This window comes from Salipiger bermudensis HTCC2601 (assembly GCF_000153725.1).
GTDB lineage: Bacteria > Pseudomonadota > Alphaproteobacteria > Rhodobacterales > Rhodobacteraceae > Salipiger > Salipiger bermudensis.
In genome coordinates this window covers 2,825,579-2,839,702 of the sequence record NZ_DS022276.1, presented here as the reverse complement: position 1 = coordinate 2,839,702, position 14,124 = coordinate 2,825,579, and the positions used below count along the sequence as shown (strand labels likewise).

The 14,124-nt window shown below is 67.1% G+C and carries 14 protein-coding genes; 6 read left to right on the top strand and 8 right to left on the bottom strand.

Annotation, left to right across the window (positions count from 1 at the left end):
- Window positions 1-163 precede the first annotated feature (163 nt).
- Together R2601_RS13355 and R2601_RS13350 are read left to right on the top strand one after the other, a co-directional pair.
- Entirely contained in the window at window positions 164-634 is a 471-nt protein-coding gene (locus tag R2601_RS13355; RefSeq protein WP_007799222.1) for a DUF983 domain-containing protein, read from the top strand.
- Window positions 635-671: 37 nt separating this feature from the next.
- Complete coding sequence (locus R2601_RS13350) at window positions 672-1,364, top strand: NUDIX hydrolase (RefSeq protein ID WP_007799220.1); 693 nt, start codon at window positions 672-674, stop codon at window positions 1,362-1,364.
- Between the two features lie 20 nt (window positions 1,365-1,384).
- Here the strand turns inward: R2601_RS13350 and R2601_RS13345 are convergent, their stop codons facing one another.
- Window positions 1,385-1,765, bottom strand: a complete 381-nt coding sequence (locus R2601_RS13345) for a hypothetical protein (RefSeq protein ID WP_007799218.1) — start codon at window positions 1,763-1,765, stop codon at window positions 1,385-1,387.
- 122 nt (window positions 1,766-1,887) lie between these two features.
- Here R2601_RS13345 and R2601_RS13340 point away from each other — a divergent pair, with 122 nt between their 5' ends.
- Complete coding sequence (locus R2601_RS13340) at window positions 1,888-2,652, top strand: alpha/beta fold hydrolase (protein ID WP_007799216.1); 765 nt, start codon at window positions 1,888-1,890, stop codon at window positions 2,650-2,652.
- A gap of 118 nt (window positions 2,653-2,770) precedes the next feature.
- On the opposite strand, the gene R2601_RS13335 is transcribed toward R2601_RS13340, so the two are convergent.
- Window positions 2,771-3,739, bottom strand: coding sequence for a LysR family transcriptional regulator (locus tag R2601_RS13335; RefSeq protein WP_040544709.1), 969 nt, complete (start codon window positions 3,737-3,739; stop codon window positions 2,771-2,773).
- A 90-nt stretch (window positions 3,740-3,829) separates the two neighbouring features.
- Here R2601_RS13335 and hisD point away from each other — a divergent pair, with 90 nt between their 5' ends.
- Entirely contained in the window at window positions 3,830-5,143 is a 1,314-nt protein-coding gene (gene hisD, locus R2601_RS13330) for a histidinol dehydrogenase (RefSeq protein ID WP_007799214.1), read from the top strand.
- A gap of 176 nt (window positions 5,144-5,319) precedes the next feature.
- Here hisD and R2601_RS13325 read toward each other — a convergent pair whose 3' ends face one another.
- Together R2601_RS13325 and R2601_RS26795 are read right to left on the bottom strand one after the other, a co-directional pair.
- Entirely contained in the window at window positions 5,320-5,664 is a 345-nt protein-coding gene (locus tag R2601_RS13325) for a hypothetical protein (protein ID WP_040544707.1), read from the bottom strand.
- A gap of 95 nt (window positions 5,665-5,759) precedes the next feature.
- Entirely contained in the window at window positions 5,760-5,924 is a 165-nt protein-coding gene (locus R2601_RS26795) for a hypothetical protein (RefSeq protein WP_007799212.1), read from the bottom strand.
- On the opposite strand from R2601_RS26795, the gene lepA reads away from it, so the two are divergent.
- Entirely contained in the window at window positions 5,907-7,709 is a 1,803-nt protein-coding gene (gene lepA / locus R2601_RS13320; protein WP_007799211.1) for a translation elongation factor 4, read from the top strand. The two genes, R2601_RS26795 and lepA, sit on opposite strands and share 18 nt — an antisense overlap.
- Window positions 7,710-7,969: 260 nt before the next feature.
- Here lepA and R2601_RS13315 read toward each other — a convergent pair whose 3' ends face one another.
- Window positions 7,970-8,422 (bottom strand): DUF4168 domain-containing protein, encoded by a 453-nt coding sequence (locus R2601_RS13315; RefSeq protein ID WP_007799210.1) that lies wholly within the window; start codon window positions 8,420-8,422, stop codon window positions 7,970-7,972.
- Between the two features lie 487 nt (window positions 8,423-8,909).
- Here R2601_RS13315 and R2601_RS13310 point away from each other — a divergent pair, with 487 nt between their 5' ends.
- Entirely contained in the window at window positions 8,910-9,509 is a 600-nt protein-coding gene (locus R2601_RS13310; protein ID WP_007799208.1) for an outer membrane protein, read from the top strand.
- Window positions 9,510-9,620: 111 nt separating this feature from the next.
- On the opposite strand, the gene R2601_RS13305 is transcribed toward R2601_RS13310, so the two are convergent.
- From R2601_RS13305 to R2601_RS13300, 3 genes are read right to left on the bottom strand one after another with little or no spacing between them, the layout of a single operon-like run.
- Window positions 9,621-10,754 (bottom strand): efflux transporter outer membrane subunit, encoded by a 1,134-nt coding sequence (locus R2601_RS13305; RefSeq protein ID WP_007799207.1) that lies wholly within the window; start codon window positions 10,752-10,754, stop codon window positions 9,621-9,623.
- Window positions 10,721-11,011: a hypothetical protein gene (locus tag R2601_RS27350; protein ID WP_007799201.1), complete on the bottom strand. Its 291-nt coding sequence runs from the start codon at window positions 11,009-11,011 to the stop codon at window positions 10,721-10,723. Before R2601_RS27350 ends, R2601_RS13305 begins: the two co-directional genes overlap by 34 nt.
- Window positions 11,008-14,121, bottom strand: a complete 3,114-nt coding sequence (locus R2601_RS13300; RefSeq protein ID WP_007799199.1) for an efflux RND transporter permease subunit — start codon at window positions 14,119-14,121, stop codon at window positions 11,008-11,010. Before R2601_RS13300 ends, R2601_RS27350 begins: the two co-directional genes overlap by 4 nt.
- Window positions 14,122-14,124: the final 3 nt, after the last annotated feature.

The following is a 14,124-nucleotide window of genomic DNA, read 5'->3' as shown; positions in this document are numbered from 1 at the left end:
GCGTTTTGTCATGGCGGGTCGCCCTTCCCGTCCCACGGCACGGGTTGCAGCGCAAAGGTGCACGCTCCACACTGCTTTGCGACATGGCGCCGCAAGGACAGTCTGCGCACTTCTGTTAGCGTAGAGCTTTCGTCACGCTTCGGGGGAGGAGCGAGGGAGACCGATGCAAGACACGACCACGACCCGTGAGGACGCCGCAGAGCCGCCCTCGGACGTCAGGACCACCGACCCGGCCGCCGCGCCGCTGGATGGCGCGCCCGACACCAGCGCCGATGCCGGCGAAGAGCGCGACGCTTGGCCCGCGGTCTGGCGCGGCTTTCGCGGGCGCTGCCCGAATTGCGGCTCGGGGCCGCTCTTGCGCAGCTATCTCAAGGTGCGGGACCACTGCCCCGTCTGCCGCCAGGAGCTGCACCACAACCGTGCCGATGACGGCCCGGCCTATCTCACGATCCTGATCGTCGGCCACATCATGGCCCCGGCGCTGCACATCGTCTTCGTGACGTGGCGTCCCGAGCCGCTGATCCTGATCACCATATTCTCCATTGGCTGCATCGGCTTGTCCCTCTATCTTCTGCCCAGACTGAAAGGGGCGATCGTGGGCTTCCAATGGGCCCGCCGGATGTACGGGTTCTAGGCCCGAGGCACGGTCGGCCACACCGGCAGGAGACCAGATGACCCAGGACAAGACGGCAATCCGCAACGCGGCGACGGTGATCGTGATGCGCGACCGTGCCACTGCTCCGCGCATTCTCATGGGCCAGCGTGGCGCCAAGGCGGCCTTCATGCCGAACAAGTTCGTGTTCCCCGGAGGCGCCGTGGATGCCGAGGATGCGCAGGTGCCGCTGAGCCGCCCCCTGCCCGCGCTCTGCGAAACCCGGCTCGGCGAGGACAGCCCGGCGGGCCTCGCCCACCCGCTGGCCGTCGCGGCGATTCGCGAGCTCTGGGAAGAGACCGGGCTGATTCTCGGCGCGCGCGGAGACTGGGCCGAGCCGCCCGCCGACTGGCGCAGCTTCGCAGCCACCGGCCACGTGCCCGATGCCTCGGGGCTTCAGTTCGTGTTCCGCGCCATCACGCCTCCGGGCCGTCCCCGGCGCTTCGACGCGCGGTTCTTCCTCGTCGACGCCGAGGCGCTGGCCACCGATCCAGACGATTTCTCCGCCGCTTCGGACGAACTCAGCCACCTGCAATGGATCGGGCTCGACGCGCTGCGCAATTTCGACATGCCGTTCATCACCGAGGTGGTGCTGGCCGAGATCGCCGCCCGCGCCCACGAGGTCGGTCCGCCCGCCTCGGTGCCGTTCTTCCGCAACGATGACGAGGAAAGCCTGTTTCTGCGGCTCAACGGAACAGCGCTGCCGGACTGACCCGTCGCCTTGCCGTGCGCTCAGATAAAGCCGCGCCAGCGCAGCACGATCACCACCAGCGCGACCACGACGATGATCCCCGCCATGATGCTGGCGAGGACGCCGAGGATCCGCCCCTTGCGCTGATCGGCGAGATCGACCGCATTGAGATGACGCTCGAGCCGCCCCGCCGCGGCGCGGATCGACGGCGCATCGAGGGTGCGCGCGAGCTTGGGGTGGTCGGCAAAGCGCCGCGCCTCGAGGATCCGGGTCAGATCCTTGCGCAGCTTGTGCGGCAGACGGCGCCGCGCCTTGGCGGCACGGGCGTCGAAATCGCCCCGGGTGAGCTTGAGCCGGCTCTCGAAGAGCCGGTCGAGCCGCCCCACCGCGGCCTTGGTTTCCTGTGCGCCATCCATCGACATGGGCCACAGATCTCCTGATTTGGCACGGCGGCGCAAGGGGGCGCGGGCACGGAGCCGGGCAAACCGCGCGGATCGGCAACACGGGCATTCCCTTTGCCCCGCCGCTCTCCTAGAAACGGGCCATGCTGAACACCATCTTGCACGGCACCGAAGGTGCGAAACCGCCGCTTCTCATCGTTCACGGCCTCTACGGCTCGGGGCGCAACTGGGGCGTCATCGCCAAGCGGCTCTCGGACGAGCGGCAGGTGATCGCGGTCGACCAGCGCAACCACGGCGACTCGCCCTGGACCGAGCGCCACGGCTACGAGGACATGGCCGGCGATCTGGCCGAGGTGATCGAGGCGCATGGCGGCAAGGCCGACGTGCTTGGTCACTCGATGGGCGGCAAGGCGGCGATGGTGCTGGCCCTGACCCGGCCCGAGCTGGTCAACCGCCTGATCCTCGCCGACATCGCGCCGGTGGCCTACGATCACAGCCAGATCCAGTATATCGAGGCGATGCGCGCGGTGGATCTCGACGCGGTCGAGAAGCGTTCGGATGCCAATGACCAGCTTGCCCGACACGTGCCCGAGCCGACGCTGCGCTCGTTCTTCACCCAGTCGCTCGACATCAAGGAAAAGCGCTGGAAGCTGAACCTCGACCTGCTGGCCGAGGAGATGCCCAAGATCATCGGCTTCCCGGAGATCGAGGGCCGCTTCGACGGCCCCACCCTGTTCCTGTCCGGTGGCGAGAGCGACTACGTGACACCCGAGCACCGCCCCCGCATCAAGGCGCTGTTCCCCGAGTCGCGCTCTGCCAAGATCCCCGGCGCCGGCCATTGGCTACATGCCGAGAAACCGCGCGAATTCGAGGCGGCGGTGCGCGCCTATCTGGCAGCCACGGACTAACAGTTTCAGGAAAACCGAAACTGTGCGGGCCGTTTCTCAAATGCGCACGCGCAAGGGTTGATCCGTTCGGCATATGCGCCCTTTCTCCCGAGAGAAAGGAGTCCCGATGCCACCCGCGCTACTCTCCGACCAGAACGCGCAGATCGTCTTCGAGCCACGGCAGCTGGCGCAAGGCCGGTGCGATCACCAGCTCCGAGACCAGCTTGCGCATGGTGCGCGCCACGTCGCGCGGCACCCGGTCGCTCCAGTCGGCAGCAGCAAACAGCGAGATGGTGCGCGCGAACGGGCTGAAGGGCAGCGGGTGCGCCTCCATCTGGTCATGGAAGCGCCCGGCCCGCATGTAGCCCAGCGGTGTCGTGATGCCCCAGCCGACACCGCGCGCCACCAGCGTCATCAGCGACAGATGCGCGCCGATCTCGAAGCGCTCGGGGAAATCGAGCTTCTGGCGTTTCAGATGCGCCTCGATCTGCCGCCCGATGAGCTGGTCACGATCGTAGCGCAGCATCGGCAGCCCGCCCATCAGCGCATCCGCGCCGCCCGCCTCGGCCAGCGCGCCCCGGGCACAGACGAGGATGAAGGGATCGCGCACCAGCGGGTACTCGACGACACCGTCGGTGACTCCGCCGGCGCTGGCGGCGATGGCGATGTGGAGCTTGCGCTCGCCCATCGCCTCCGCGATCTCGTGGCTTGGCGCGGTGACCAGCTTGAAGCGGCAGCGCGTCATGCTCTCGGCGAGGATGGTGACCAGCTTCGGCGTCAGGTCGTTGTCGAAATCGTCGATCACCCCAAGGTTCAACGTGCTGAGATGGGTCAGGTCCATGACCGTCAGCTCGTTCTGCGCCAGCCGCAGCTGGCTCAGCACCGACTGGGTGCGCAACAGGAACGAGCGCCCGGCCTGCGTCAGCCGCATCGGGCGGCGGCCGTGATCGACCAGATCGGCGCCGAGCGCGCTCTCGAGGTTGCGCATCTGCTGGCTCACCGCGGGCTGGCTCAGCCCGGTCATCTCGGCCGCCTGCGCCACCGAGCCGGTCGCCGCCAGCGCCTCGAACACCTCGAGCCCGCGCAGCGTCACGCCCTTCATCACCATCGGTTCTCTCCCGCCCCGACGCGGCCGGACCGCGCCCCAGATATTCACCTTTTGTGAAACTCCCTCCCCTCAAGGTCAAGCGTTGCCGTCATGTCCCAAGCCCCCCAGATCAAGCAGCTGAAACCCGCCCCCGGCCTGCCGCCGCAGAGCGCCGCCGACATTTCCGACACCGTGGCGATCATGCTCGCCCGGCTGCGCACGGGGCGCGAGGATGCCGCGCGGGACTATGCCCGCCGGCTCGACAGAACTGACGGCCCCCCCGAGATCACGCCGGAGGCGCTGGTCACGGCGCAGCGCCGGCTGCCGGTGACGCTGGTTGAGGACATCGCCTATGCCCACGCCAATATCCGCGCCTTCGCCGAGGCACAGCGCGCCTCTGTCACCGAGTTCGAGACCGAGCTGCGCCCCGGGCTCTTCGCCGGACAGACGCTGATCCCGCTGGGCTGTGCCGGGGCCTACGTGCCCGGCGGGCGCTACGCCCATATCGCCTCGGCGCTGATGAGCCTGACCACCGCCCGCGCCGCCGGGGTCGAGAGCGTCATCGCCTGCACGCCCCCGGGCAAGGACGGGCCCCACCCGGCGATCCTGCACGCCATACACGTGGCCGGCGTGGACCGGGTGCTCGCCATGGGCGGGGTGCAGGGGATCGCGGCGATGGCGCTGGGGCTGTTCGACCTGCCCGAGGCCGACATCCTCGTCGGGCCCGGCAATGCCTTCGTGGCCGAGGCCAAGCGCCAGCTCTTCGGCCCGATCGGCATCGACATGGTGGCGGGCCCCACGGATTCGATGATCCTCGCCGACGCCACCGCCTCCGCGCAGACGGTGGCGCTCGATCTAGTCAGCCAGGCAGAGCATGGCGGCAATTCCCCGGTGTGGCTGGTCACGACCCACAGGCCGCTCGCCGAGGCGGTGCTGCGCGAGGTGCCCCGCATCATCGCCACCCTGCCCGAGCCCAACCGCAGCGCCGCCGCCGAGGCCTGGGCGGCGCTCGGCGAGGTCATGCTGGCCGAAAACCGCGAGGCGATGGCGGCGCAGGCGGATCTCTACGCGCCCGAGCACCTGCACGTGCAGGCCGCCGATCCCGACTGGTGGCGCGGGCGGCTGCGCGCCTATGGCTCGCTGTTTCTCGGGGCCGAGACCACGGTGGCCTTCGGCGACAAGGCGGCGGGTCCGAACCACGTGCTGCCCACCGGCCGCGCGGCGCGCTATACCGGCGGTCTCTCGGTGCACAAGTTCCTGAAATGCGTGACCTGGCAGCGGGTCGAGGACCAGGCCCTGCCGGATCTCGCAGGGGCCAGCGCCGGCATCGCCCGGGCCGAGGGCATGGAGGGCCACGCCCGCGCCGCCGAGGCACGGCTGCCACTCGGGCGCGCCCGCAGCCCGCGGGCGGCTGCTGGGGCGTAGGCTCCGAGCCACGACGATCAAGCGCGCGCGACGCCCCAAGACCAAAGCCGCGGCCAGCCCGGCCTGTCAGACGGGCGCGGCATGCTCGACGTTGATCGACCAACGCCGGGGCCGTGCATAAGCTGCTGCGGCGCCTCCCCGCTGGGGGGCGCCTCCCAGAGTAAGCTGTCCGTGGATCAGAGCCCGGTGCACATGCTCTCGGCGCGGTTCACAAAGGCGCTGTAGCGCTTCCAGAATTCCTCGTCGCGGGCGCGGTCCGACTGGCGCACCTCCTGTGCCTCGTGCGGATCGTCGTAGAAGCGCACCATGCGGCGCTGATCGCTGCCGCTCAGTTCGACATCCGCCGCCGCCTGGATACATCCGCACAGCTGGGGATTGCGGGCGCTGCGCTGCGAGCTGTTGCACGCATTGCTCACCGGTCCGCTGGCCATCCGCACGACACGGTAATCGTTGGACGATCCACCGCCGCCACCACAACCGGCCACGAGGGCCAGCGCCAAAACACAGGAAATCGCTTTCATCCGCCTGTCACCTTTTCCGCTCGGCGCTCCCCCGGGCTTGTCGCCCTGCTCTGTCGGGAGCTTTTGCGACAAGATGCCCGAAACCGTGCACGGTTTCAATTCACCAGCCCGTCAGAAGCGCCGTCGACCGGGTCGGCAGCCGCGCCCTGCTTCAGTCTGTGGCGGGGCAGCGCCAAAAGACCCGCCCAAGGCCCACAACTCACCTTGACCGGCCAGCGAAACACCCGCATATCCAGCAAATCATGACCGATCTCGCGCATATCCGTAACTTCTCCATCGTTGCCCATATCGACCACGGGAAATCCACCCTGGCCGACCGGCTGATCCAGCTCACCGGCACCGTCGCCGAACGCGACATGCAGGAGCAGCTTCTCGACTCGATGGATATCGAGCGGGAACGCGGCATCACCATCAAGGCCAACACCGTCCGCATCGAATACCCGGCGCAGGACGGGCAGACCTACGTGCTGAACCTGATCGACACGCCCGGCCACGTCGACTTCGCCTACGAAGTCGCGCGCTCGATGCACGCGGTCGAGGGCTCGCTGCTGGTGGTCGACGCGACACAAGGCGTCGAGGCCCAGACCCTGGCCAACGTCTATACCGCCATCGACGCCGATCACGAGATCGTGCCGGTGCTCAACAAGGTCGACCTGCCCGCGGCCGAGCCCGACCGCGTCAAGGAGCAGATCGAGGACGTCATCGGCATCGACAGCCAGGATGCCTGCCTGATCTCGGCCAAGACCGGCGTCGGCATCCCCGACGTGCTCGAGGCCATCGTCAAGCGCCTGCCCGCGCCCACCGAGGGCGACCGCGACAAGCCGCTCAAGGCGATGCTGGTGGATTCGAAATACGATCAGTATCTCGGCGTGATCTGTATCGTTCGCATCATCGACGGCGTCCTGAAAAAGGGCGACCGCATCCGCATGATGAAGACCGGCGGCACCTACGATGTCGACGATGTCGGCGTCTACCGCCCGGCGATGACCAACGTGAAAGAGCTCGGACCCGGCGAGATCGGCTATCTCAACGCCTCGATCAAGCAGGTCCGCGACACCCGCGTCGGCGACACCATCACCCACGAGAAAAAGCAATGCGCCGAGCCGCTGCCGGGCTTCAAGCCGTCGGTGCCGGTGGTGTTCTGCGGCCTGTTCCCGGTCGATGCCAACGACTTCGAGGACATGCGCGACGCCATCGAGAAGCTGGCGCTCAATGACGCCTCCTTCACCTTCGAGATGGAGACCTCGGCGGCGCTCGGCTTCGGCTTCCGCTGCGGCTTCCTCGGGCTTCTGCACCTCGAGGTGATCCGCGACCGCCTCGAGCGCGAGTACAACATCGAGCTGATCACCACCGCGCCGTCGGTGATCTATCACCTCTATACCAAGGACGGGGAGCGCCGCGACCTGCACAACCCCGCCGACATGCCCGACATGTCGACCGTCGACCATATCGAAGAGCCGCGGATCAAGGCCACCATCATGGTGCCCGACGAGTATCTCGGCGATGTACTCAAGCTCTGCCAGGAGCGCCGGGGCCTGCAGCTCGATCTGACCTATGTCGGCGGCCGGGCGATGACGGTCTATGACCTTCCGCTCAACGAGGTGGTGTTCGACTTCTACGACCGCCTGAAATCGGTGACCAAGGGCTATGCGTCCTTCGATTATGAGATGATCGGCTACCGCGAGGACAACCTCGTGAAGATGTCGATCCTCGTGAACGACGAGCCGGTCGACGCGCTGGCGATGATGGTTCACCGCGATCGCGCCGAGATGCGCGGCCGTGCGATGTGCGAAAAGCTCAAGGAGCTGATCCCGCGCCACATGTTCAAGATCCCGATCCAGGCGGCGATCGGCGGCAAGGTCATCGCGCGCGAGACGCTGTCTGCGATGCGCAAGGACGTGACGGCCAAGTGCTACGGCGGCGACGCCAGCCGGAAGAAGAAGCTTCTCGAGAAGCAGAAGGCCGGCAAGAAGAAGATGCGCCAGTTCGGCAAGGTCGAGATCCCGCAGGAAGCGTTCATCTCGGCGCTGAAGATGGACAGCTGAGGTCTTCGGCCCAGGTTTGGATTTGCGAAGGGGCGCCCACGGGGCGCCCCTTTCTCTTTGGCGACAGGAGCAATTGTCCTCAAGCGTGAGCGAACGGCTGTACGTCGTGCGCGCGGAATAAAGACCGCAGGCCAAGGCCCAATCGCTGCCCCGCCCACCACGATGGCGATCGCGCGGCTTCACAAATCATGTTGTGTGAAGCCAATGAAAAAGCCGCCCCGAGGGGCGGCTTTCCCTTTTGTCATACTGTCAGTCCCGGATCATTCCGTCATGGTCTCTGCGCCGCCCTGCTGGCGGGTCTGCAGCATCGCGAGGATACGCTCGTTGAGCTCGGGGTTGGTCTGGGCGGCCTGACCGATCTCGTTGTAGGTCTGCACGTCCATGCCCTCGGTCTCCTCGACCGCGTTGGCCATCTCCTGCTGTGCCTCCTGCACCAGCGCCTGGCGCTCGGCATCCTCGGGCGCGGCCTCGATCTGGGCCATGTAGTCCTGCTGCACCGCCTGCACTTCCATCGCCGCATCGACGAAGGAGGTCAGCTCGTACTCGCTGAAGCCTGTCGACGGGGTCTCGGGCATGGTTTCGGGCGCGGCCTGAGCCGGCGCCTCGGTGGCGGCAGGATCGTCCTGCATCGTCTGAGCCATCACCGGCGCGACGGGCGCGGCGACGAGGGCAGCAATGACGGTGGACTTGAGAAGCATACCGTTGAGTTTCATGACGTCTCCTTCCGGGGGTTCCGGTTGTCTGTGTCGTCGGGCGCAGGGGCATCCCGCGCCGTCTTCCCAGAGCTATGCAGCCTGCCCCGCCGCTTCAAAGGGGGAACGCACGCGCGCCACGGTAGACAGCGAGGTCTTGCCGGAACCGGCCCTTCGCGCTGGCGGCGCCCCGCGCACCCGGCTTGACGTTTCGACCTGCGACCCCACACGCGAGGAACGCCGCCCCCGGCCGCGTCGGACCGCCCCGCAAGGAAAGGTTCCGTTGACGTTGCGTGCGTTGAGCCAATCCTTGCCGGAGGCCGCTCACGCGCCGGCATGTTCCTGCAAACATGGCGAAAAACCCGCAAATCCGTCGCTGTTCCGCAACAGCAAAATCATGTGACCGGTGCGTGTGGAGCGGATCGCCCGCCCCATGGTTATGTCCCCAGTCGCCGCACCGGACCTCCCCCGGAACGGCGCGAGACACAAAAGCAATGGAGCAGAAGACATGACCTTCAAACCGCTCATCCTCGTCCCCTTCCTCGCCACCCCGGCCTTCGCGGGTTCTCTCGATCAGACCCCGGTCGAGCCCGCGCCGGTGGCGCCCGTCGCCCCCGTCGCGTCGCCGGTCACCGGCGACTGGACCGGTCCCTCGGTCGGTGTTCAGCTGGGCTACGGCTATGCCGATCCTGACGGCCCCGAAGACGAGACCTCCGACGGCGCGGTCTACGGCCTCAACGCCTATTACGACCACGATTTTGGCAACTGGATCGCCGGTGCCGGCGTGGAATATGAAGGCGCCGATATCGACCTCGGCGAGGCAGGTGACCTCGAGAGCATGGCGCGTGTCGGTGGCCGCGTCGGCTATGACCTCGGCACGACCATGGTCTACGGCCAGGGCGGCTATGCCCGCGCCATGACCGATGGTGGCAGCCTCGATGCCGGCGACTCCAACGGCTACTACGTGGGCGTCGGTGCCGAGACCTACGTGGCCGACAACGTCACCCTCAGCGGCGACGTGAAGTACAACGAGTTCAGCGATTTTGACGATGACGACCTCGAGATCGGCGCAACCACCGCGACCGTGGGCCTGAACTACCGCTTCTAAGCGCCCACGCGTCTGAAGCGCACATGAAAAGGGCCGCGTCCGGGATCCCCGGGCGCGGCCCAATGTTTTTCAGCTTCCCCGTCCGCCTTGCGACGGGCGGGCCGGTACGGCTCAGCTGTCGCCGGCGACGGTCGGCGTGGCGCTCGACGCGGCGGTCGGAACCGACCAGCCCTTGCCGGCAGCCACCTGAAGCGACGCCCAGCTGGTGGCGAGATCGCGCACGCTCGAGGCCAGCGTCAGGCGTGCGCTCGAGAGCGCGCGCTGCACGGTCAGCAGGTCGAGCAGGGTCGTGGTGCCGCCGCGATAGGTTTCGCGCGACAACTCGACCACGCGCTCGTTCGAAGCGACGCTGCGCTGGTAGCCCGCCACGGCGCGACGGTTGCGCAGATAGCTGGTCTGGGCGCTTTGCACCTCTTCCACGGCGTCAAGCACCGAGGAACGCCACTGCAACTCCGACTGCTCGGCCTGCGCGGCCTGCTGGTCACGCTGGGCGCGCAGCGCCGGCTGGTTCAGCACCGGCAGAACCACCGACGGGCCAAAGGTCCACGAGTTGAAGCCCTCGGTACGGGTGATCGTGCCGCCCAGCGTCAGCGACGGGTAAAGCGCCGCCTCGGCAATGCCGATCTCGGCGGTGGCGGCGGCGAGGTTGCGCTCGGCGGCGCGCACGTCGGGGCGGTTGCGCACCAGGTCCGCAGGTACGCCGACATCTGCGCCCGAAGCGGGACGCGGCTGCGCGGCACCACGCTCGAGGCGGTCCTCGATGCTCTGCACCGGCTGCGCCAGAAGCGTCGCGATGGCGTAGGTGGCCGAGTAGAACCCGGACTCCAGCCCCGGCAGCGACGCGAGGTCGGCATCGAGGCTGGCCTGAGCCTGCGCCTCGTCGAGTGCGGTGGCCGCCCCCGCCTCGCGCTGGCTCTGCACCAGCGACAGGGTCTCGCGCCGGGTCTCAATCGTCTGACGGTTGATCGCGAGCGCGTTCTGGAAGTAGCGCATGTCGATATAGTTGGTCACCAGCGACGACAGGTAGGCCAGCCGGGCGGTGCCGACGCTCAGCTCTGCCGATTGCAGCGAAACCAGCGCCGCTTCGCGCGAGCGCCGTTCGCCACCAAACAGGTCGAGCACGATCGCAGGGTTGAACGACCCCGAGTTGGTCGCGGTGTTGTCGATCATCTCATTGCCGGAAACGCTTCTCTGCGCCGAGAGGTTGCCGCTCACCAGGCTCGGAAGGCCCGTCGCCCGGGCCACGGCCTGTGCTTCCGCCACCGGCGCGACCGCGGTCTGGATGTCGAGGTCTGGTCGAGACCGGTCTGCACCAGCTCGTTCAGCATGTTGTCGTTGAAGGCACGCCACCAGTACTGCTGGGCCGCCTGCCCGATCGGCTGGGCGCTGCCTTCGGCAAAGGCCACGGCGAGGGTTTCGCTGGGGGCTTGATACTCGGGCCCGACGGTGCAGGCCGCGAGTCCCAATGTAAGGGAAAGTAGGGCTGTTTTTTTCGGGGTCATCTGCTCGATACTCTGGAACGCGTTGCCGACAGTATTTGCATGATTAAAGCATAAAAGGCAGGGACCAAGAAAATCCCGACGAAAGTTGAGGCAATCATGCCACCAATCACCCCGGTGCCGATGGCGTTTTGCGCCGCTGCCCCTGCCCCGCTGGCGGTTGCGAGCGGAACCACGCCGAGGATGAAGGTCAGCGCGGTCATCAGGATCGGCCTAAGGCGCAGGCGGGCCGCCTCGACCGCGGCCTCGGTGATCGAGCGGCCCTCGCGACGCAATTCCTCGGCGAATTCGACGATCAGGATGGCGTTTCGCGCCGCCAGACCGATGGTCGTCAACATGCCTACCTTGAAGTAGACATCGTTGGACTGGCCAAAGGCCCAGGCCGCAAGCAACGCCCCAAGAACCCCGACCGGCACAGCGAGCATCACCGAGAACGGAATCGACCAGCTCTCGTAGAGAGCCGCGAGGGCGAGGAAAATCACCAGCGCCGAGATGGCGTAGAGATACGGCGCCTGATCGCCGGACTGCCGCTCCTGGTAGCTGATTCCGGTCCAGGCGCTGCCGTAGCCGCCATCAAGGCTGGCGACCATCTCCTCCATCGCATCCATCGCCGCGCCGGAGCTGACGCCGTTCGCCGCCGAACCGGAGATCTCCAGCGCCGCGGTGCCGCCGTAGCGTTGCAGAGACGGTGCGACGGGCTCCCAGTCGGTGGTCATGAAGGCCGAAAACGGCACCATCTCTCCGCTGGCGTTGATCGCGTACCACTTCATGATGTCCTCGGGCTGCATCCGGTGCTCGGGCGCGGCCTGCACGATCACCGGGCGCAGCGAGGCGCCGAGGACGAAATCGTTCACGTCGGAGCCGGCGAAGATCACCGACAGCATGCTGTTCACCGCCGACAGCGAGACGCCGAAGCTCTCGGCCTTTTCCTGGTCGATGTCGATTCGCAGCGCGCTGTCCTCCTCGGTGCCGCGGGCATCAACATTGGTCACCAGCGCGTTCTCCTCGCCCAGCGCCACCAGCTGCTCCGCCGCGGTCTTGAGCGCCTCGGCGCCGTTGCCGGCTTGGTCGATGAGATACATCGAGAAGCCGCCGGTGTTGCCGAGGCCCGGGATCGCGGGAGGCTGCATGATCATCACCCGCCCCGCCCGGTGCCCGGCAAAGCGCGCGTTGGCGCGGGCCGAGACATTGGCGGCAGAGAGCGCGGGATCGTCCTGCCGCGCCTCGAAGTCGCGCAGCTTCACGAAGACCATCGCGCTGTTCTGTCCGCTGCCGCCGAAGCCGAAGCCCAGCGCCGCGAAGGTCGCCTCGACCGCCTCGCCCTCCTCTTCAAGCAGATAGGTCTCGACCTCCTTGACGGTTTCCAGGGTCTGCTGCGAGGTCGCGCCTTCCGAGAGCGACACCATGGTGATCAGGACGCCCTGATCCTCGGTCGGGATGAACGAGCTCTCGAGCCGCTCGTTGACCCACCACGCGCCGCCCAGCACCAGCGCCAGCAGCCCCAGCATCACAGCAGGCGCGCGCAGACTCGCCTTGACGCCCCCGCCATAGGCGTCAGTGACGCGGTCGAGGCTGCGGTTGAACCAGCGCGCCGGTGCGAAGCGGATCATCTCGTCGCGCGGGCGCAGCAGCTTGGCAGACATCGGCGGCGACAGGATGATCGCCACCAGAAGCGACAGGGTCATCGCCGTCACCATGGTGATCGAGAACTGCCGGTAGATCACACCGGTAGAGCCGCCGAAGAACGCCATCGGCAGGAACACCGCCGCCAGCACCACGTTGATGCCGAGAAGTGCCGAGGTGATCTGCCCCATGCTCTTCTTGGTGGCCTCCCGGGCCGAAAGCCCCTCCTCGTCCATGATGCGCTCGACGTTTTCGACCACCACGATGGCATCGTCGACCAGAAGGCCGATGGCCAGCACCATGGCGAACATGGTCAGCGTGTTGATGGTGAAGCCGGTGGCATAGAGCACCGCGAAAGTGCCCGAAAGCACCACAGGAACCGCGATCAGCGGGATCAGCGTGGCGCGCCAGCTTTGCAGGAAGACGATCAGCACGAGGAAGACCAGCACCACCGCCTCGATCAGGGTGTGATAGACCTGTTCAATCGACAGCTCGACGAAGGGCGAGGTGTCGTAGGAGATGCGGAACGCGACGCCCTCGGGCAGCGTGTTCTCGAGCCGCGCCATCGTCGCCTTGACCGCATTGGCGGTGTCGACGGCATTGGCGCCGGTCTCGAGGTTGACCCCGAAGCCCGCGGCGTTGAGTCCGTTGAAGCGCGAGTCGCCGCCGTAGCTCTCCTGCCCGATCTCCACATCGGCCACGTCGGCCAGCCGTACGGCGCCGCCATCCTCCTCGGTCTTGAGCAGAATCCGCTCGAACTGCTCGACGCCGGTAAGCTGGCTCTGCGCGGTGATGGTGGCGGTGAATTGCTGGCCCTGGACCGTGGGTTGCTCACCCAGCGAGCCGACCGAGACGGTGGTGTTCTGGTTCTGCACCGCCGCGACCACATCCGACGGGGTCAGCTGGTAGCGCGCCAGCGCCAGCGGCTTGAGCCAGATGCGCATGGCATAGCCCGAGCCGAAGACGTTGATGCCGCCCACGCCGTCGGTACGCTGAATCGGCCCCTCGACGGTCTCGCTCAGGATGTCGCCCAGTTCGAGCGTCGAATGCGCGCCATCGGTCGAGACCAGCGCACCGACCATCAGGATCGACGAGGTCGAGCGGCGGATGCTGACACCCTGGCTCTGCACCGCCGAGGGCAGCTGGCTCTCGACCTGGCTGACTTTGGTTTGCACCTCGTTCTGAGCATCGATCGGATCGACGCTGTCATCGAAGGTCAGCGACAACGAGGCCGAGCCCTGGGAGGAGCGCGCGGTCATGTAGATCATGCCCTCGAGCCCGGTCATCGAATCCTCGATCACCCGGGTGACGGAGTTCTCGACCGCCTCGGCGGTGGCGCCGGGATAGCTGGCCGAGACGCGCACGGTGGTGGGGGCGATATCGGGATACTGCGACACCGGCAGGGAGAGGAAGGACCACGCTCCGGCGAGCATGGTCATGAGCGCCAGCACCCAGGCAAAGACCGGGCGGCGAATAAAGAAGGTTCCCACTGT

What these genes read in the sequence shown, in the direction of transcription:
- R2601_RS13310 (WP_007799208.1), top strand. Translation starts at nt 8,910, where the DNA reads ATGACCTTCAAACCGCTCATCCTCGTCCCCTTCCTCGCCACCCCGGCC.
- R2601_RS13335 (WP_040544709.1), bottom strand. Translation starts at nt 3,739, where the DNA reads ATGGTGATGAAGGGCGTGACGCTGCGCGGGCTCGAGGTGTTCGAGGCG.
- R2601_RS13340 (WP_007799216.1), top strand. Translation starts at nt 1,888, where the DNA reads ATGCTGAACACCATCTTGCACGGCACCGAAGGTGCGAAACCGCCGCTT.
- hisD (WP_007799214.1), top strand. Translation starts at nt 3,830, where the DNA reads ATGTCCCAAGCCCCCCAGATCAAGCAGCTGAAACCCGCCCCCGGCCTG.
- R2601_RS13355 (WP_007799222.1), top strand. Translation starts at nt 164, where the DNA reads ATGCAAGACACGACCACGACCCGTGAGGACGCCGCAGAGCCGCCCTCG.
- R2601_RS13345 (WP_007799218.1), bottom strand. Translation starts at nt 1,765, where the DNA reads ATGTCGATGGATGGCGCACAGGAAACCAAGGCCGCGGTGGGGCGGCTC.
- R2601_RS13325 (WP_040544707.1), bottom strand. Translation starts at nt 5,664, where the DNA reads ATGAAAGCGATTTCCTGTGTTTTGGCGCTGGCCCTCGTGGCCGGTTGT.
- R2601_RS13350 (WP_007799220.1), top strand. Translation starts at nt 672, where the DNA reads ATGACCCAGGACAAGACGGCAATCCGCAACGCGGCGACGGTGATCGTG.
- lepA (WP_007799211.1), top strand. Translation starts at nt 5,907, where the DNA reads ATGACCGATCTCGCGCATATCCGTAACTTCTCCATCGTTGCCCATATC.
- R2601_RS26795 (WP_007799212.1), bottom strand. Translation starts at nt 5,924, where the DNA reads ATGCGCGAGATCGGTCATGATTTGCTGGATATGCGGGTGTTTCGCTGG.
- R2601_RS27350 (WP_007799201.1), bottom strand. Translation starts at nt 11,011, where the DNA reads ATGACCCCGAAAAAAACAGCCCTACTTTCCCTTACATTGGGACTCGCG.
- R2601_RS13315 (WP_007799210.1), bottom strand. Translation starts at nt 8,422, where the DNA reads ATGAAACTCAACGGTATGCTTCTCAAGTCCACCGTCATTGCTGCCCTC.